At 37.3% G+C, this 287-nt stretch carries 1 protein-coding gene; it reads right to left on the bottom strand.

Annotated features, from left to right (window positions below; genetic code table 11):
* Positions 1–113, bottom strand: a 113-nt coding sequence (locus SB658_RS23205; RefSeq protein WP_410602624.1) for a MerR family DNA-binding transcriptional regulator, incomplete at its 3' end; no start/stop codon positions are given.
* Positions 114–287 lie beyond the last annotated feature (174 nt).

Raw genomic sequence — 287 nt, 5'->3', positions numbered from 1 at the left:
CCGCCCTCTGTCCGCTTTGGTGCTGATAATAAACCAATCTCTTCATAGAAACGAATCGTCCGTTTGGTCAGTCCGCTTCTTTTCGCCACTTGATCAATTTTCATCCATTCCATTGCCAGTGCCTCCTGCTCATCAATTCATGATTTATTATACACCTTCATAACCTTAACGTAAACGTAAATGTTTGGGTTCTTGATTCTCTCGTGTTTTGATGAAAATAAAAAAAACCTGCAAAATGTTCTGCAGGTTTTTTTATTTCAATCATTTTATTAGGATTAACCCTCTAA

Source organism: Bacillus sp. SIMBA_008 (genome assembly GCF_046535495.1).
In the GTDB taxonomy this organism is placed as follows: Bacteria; Bacillota; Bacilli; order Bacillales; family Bacillaceae; genus Bacillus; species Bacillus subtilis.
The sequence above is the reverse complement of the archived record's forward strand: the minus strand, read 5'-3'. Positions and strand labels throughout refer to the sequence as shown.